Origin of the sequence: Furfurilactobacillus siliginis, assembly GCF_001437435.1 — a bacterium.
Classification (GTDB): Bacteria; Bacillota; Bacilli; order Lactobacillales; family Lactobacillaceae; genus Furfurilactobacillus; species Furfurilactobacillus siliginis.
Window position 1 is genome coordinate 1 of sequence record NZ_JQCB01000008.1, and the last position, 2,754, is coordinate 2,754.

A 2,754-nucleotide genomic window follows, 5' to 3' on the forward strand; every position below is an offset into this window, starting at 1 on the left:
AAAGGAAGCTGATCTTTTTTGTCCGAACAGCGTTCGGATTAATTTTACAATCTACCTAATGAGTATTGAAACATATTGCCGATGGTCGACCATTGCTGATTGACTGCCAAAACCCCGATCGTTAGCAGATATATCGCCGTACTGATCATGAAGAAAAACGCCCAGATCACCGACAACGTTGTATCGATAAACATTGAGAACTGGTAGCGGTGCTTAAACGGATGGCGAACAAAGCCGCCAAAGTTTGCAAGCCAGACTTCTGTACCACCTTGTGCCCAGCGTTGACGTTGATGAAATAAATCTTTCACCGTTTCAGGAACGTTCATGTGAAAAATCACATTCGGCGCAAATCTTGGTACCGCACCTAGCATCTGATGATCCCAGGCAATACTAATATCTTCAGTCGCCCGGTCTTGCCGAAAACCGCCGGCAGCCATTAAAAGGGACTTGCGGTACAACGTATTGGCACCACTGTACGCATACATCGAATCATTAATGGCTGTCTGACTACGTTTGATCACACCGACAATGCTAGAGAACTCCACTGTCTGTGACTTTCCCAGCAGCGTCGTCCGATTAGCGACATCCATGTTCGCGGTCACTGCTGCCGTATTCAAATCGGCGTCATGAATGAAATAATTCATGTATTTCATCAGCGCATCCGGTTCTGGAACGGTATCCGCATCGTTACTCAATAAGTAGTCGCCTTTTGCAAAGAACGTTCCAATGTTGAATGCATGGGCCTTCCCTTTGTTAGCAACCACTTCCAACATCCGTAACCGTGGATACCGTTTTTCCAATTCAAGAATAATCGCCTTTGTACGATCCGTTGAACCATCATTCAATACCAATACCTCAAAGTTTGTGTAATTCAACTCTTCAAAAAGGTAGGTGATAGTCGATTCCAGCATAACCTCTTCGTTATGCGCGGGAATCATAATCGTTACAAAAGGCTGTTCAGAAGGCTGCAAGATTCGCCAATCATTTTCACCCTTATCGCGTTTGAATAAATGATAAGACGTCGCACCCCAAAACCAGATCATCGCACCTAGGATTGGGTAAAAACAGAGGAGGATAAACGCACCGTACCCCAGATTTTGGACATCGGTCAGTAATTCTGTAAGACTAATCTGCATCCTTTTTAGCCTCCCTATTCTGGGCGCTAATAATCTTTTGGAACGTATCGGTGTCTAAATTTTGTTCTGGCTGAACTTGATAATTACGAACGTTTAGTCGCTCTTCTTCAGAACCAAATTTCGTGGTCATATATTTTTCTAACGCATCTGTCTTAGCTGTTGTTGTTTGTAAATTGAACGTTGGCCACTGCCGTACAATTCGCTTGCGTCGACGATTTTGAATCAACGTCGCCGTGATACTAAACATACCAGCTAACACGAAAGCAAATAACAAAATCATAATGGTTGCTAAGATATTACTTCTATTGTGTGCGTGCTGCCAAATCGTATGCGGCCACCCCTGCAGTAAACCGCCAGTCACAAAGACTAATGGTATCACTAATAATACCCAACCAAAGATGACCACCAGCGTCTGCCAAATCTTTAGTCCCTGATGCCCACGACTAAAATAGTTGTCCGCGTAGGTACGTGGTTCTTCTTTCATTTATCTACCTCATTATTAACATGCCGTTGCTGGATCCTGTGGCTGTCCAATCAAAGGACCTTGTAACCGAACATCATTTAACTGCCGGGCCAATTGCTGTTCAGCCGGCGTTTTAATATTTGTTACAACCAATCGATAATCATCCCCATTGGCAACTTCTTCCCAAACGGCCATTTCACTACCAGGTGTTTCGCCAGTCAAAGCTGCAGCCGATACACGCACTTCGTCGATAACTGGTAACACCCAGTCGATCGTATGTGGACGCTGTGGTGCATCCAAAATGGTGAGGCTCAATTCCAGGCCTTCGTTTTTCGCGTCATTGATCAACCGATTAAACCGGTGACGATGTAGTGGCAACATGCGGCCTTCGATCGTTACTTCTGCTACCAGTGTCAGCGGCGCCGCCTTGCTAACTGCCCACTTAGCAAAGTAAGGAAAATCGCGGCTCATCAGCTGGCTGGGTGTCAAATGTACAGTTAGTGTACTTGCTTCTTTTGGCACGGCTGACAGTGCGTTGTCTAGTAGATTAATCACCTGTCGTAACGGTACCACTGCATCAGCCGCCAATGGTTGCCAAGTATCATTTACCTGTTCGCCGGGCAAACATTCATAGCCAGTGATGTTTCGTCTTGCATCAATTTGTGGTTGGATAAAATAACGGACTGGTTGTTTGTAATTTGGGTGTTTATTAAAGTCCATTGACCAGACATAATAAATGGCTAATGTCACTAACATAATAATTAGTGCAAAGCCCGTTAAATACAGTAGTTTCATCCATAATGTCATCATTGTTTAAGCTGCTCCTTATGCCTGTCATAAAATTCGCAAACACTACCTTAACACATCTCAATCATTTAGCTACTAAAACTTTTAATTGCGAACAGTTATCATAGTGCACAACTTATTTATTAGCAATTTTTATGCCTACTTCACACGAAAGAAATTTTAGGCTCAGGAAAGGCGCTTTTTAAATGGCCAACAGAACAATTAAAATGGATCTTATATATGATGCAAAAAATAATCTTCGCTTGATTTGTATGAAGACACCGCACAATCTTTGAGAGTGGAACAAAAATTGGGAAGTCGTGAGCAAGACCTAGAACTGCCGTACGGATTGGTCTTCAATCCGGTAGG

3 protein-coding genes are annotated in these 2,754 nt (G+C 43.5%); all 3 read right to left on the reverse strand.

Annotation, left to right across the window (positions count from 1 at the left end):
- Positions 1-44 precede the first annotated feature (44 nt).
- Genes IV55_RS06555 through IV55_RS06565 form a run of 3 tightly spaced genes read right to left on the reverse strand, consistent with a single transcriptional unit; the run spans position 45 to position 2,409 of the window.
- Complete coding sequence (locus IV55_RS06555; RefSeq protein ID WP_083483956.1) at positions 45-1,136, reverse strand: glycosyltransferase family 2 protein; 1,092 nt, start codon at positions 1,134-1,136, stop codon at positions 45-47.
- Positions 1,126-1,620, reverse strand: a complete 495-nt coding sequence (locus tag IV55_RS06560) for a hypothetical protein (RefSeq protein WP_057810558.1) — start codon at positions 1,618-1,620, stop codon at positions 1,126-1,128. The genes IV55_RS06555 and IV55_RS06560 overlap by 11 nt, the downstream gene beginning before the upstream one ends.
- 15 nt (positions 1,621-1,635) lie before the next feature.
- On the reverse strand, positions 1,636-2,409 hold the full coding sequence (locus tag IV55_RS06565; RefSeq protein WP_057810560.1) for a hypothetical protein: 774 nt from the start codon (positions 2,407-2,409) through the stop codon (positions 1,636-1,638).
- Positions 2,410-2,754: the final 345 nt, after the last annotated feature.